This is a genomic window from Prevotella sp. CAG:592 (genome assembly GCF_000436015.1).
Lineage (GTDB): Bacteria > Bacteroidota > Bacteroidia > Bacteroidales > Bacteroidaceae > Prevotella > Prevotella pectinovora.
In genome coordinates, this window is record NZ_FR892471.1 from 1 (window position 1) to 515 (window position 515).

Annotated in this window: 1 pseudogene; it reads left to right on the forward strand. The window is 42.9% G+C overall.

Annotated elements, in window-relative coordinates:
• Positions 1 to 284: 284 nt before the first annotated feature.
• A pseudogene (locus tag QVO99_RS00060) lies at positions 285 to 515 on the forward strand (IS110 family transposase); the annotation flags it as partial.

A 515-nucleotide genomic window follows, 5' to 3' on the forward strand; every position in this document is an offset into this window, starting at 1 on the left:
CTCTAAGTTTGCAGAAGATTGCGACGAAGTCGCATAAACTCCAAAATAATCAAGGTAAAACTATGATTGCTAAAGACAGTTTCGTACCTTTGTTGTAAAAAGGTAGAATCGGTCTGTCGAAGAGGTAAACCAGCTAATGACCCAGCCGTAAAGCTATAAATCGTTTAGGTCCTCATCGACATAGTTGCAAAGACCAGATAGAAAGTTATCGGCTCTGAGCCTTGTTAGAGTGTTAGTCCATACAACTATTGACCAATTCTACACAATATAACTCGTACAAAGTTATGAAGAATTTATTTATCGGAGTTGATTTTTCGAAAGAAAAAGTTGATGTGGCTATCCTTTTTGCAGACGGACTGGCAGAAACCGCTGCTAGAGTGTTCAACGAGTTCAAGACAACCGTGTCTGGCTATAGGCAGTTGGTCAAGTGGGTTGAGCAGAATTCCTGCGGTATCGACTCGTCCTTGTGGCTCTTCTGTGGCGAGAACACGGGCGACTACAGCAAGGGACTGTGC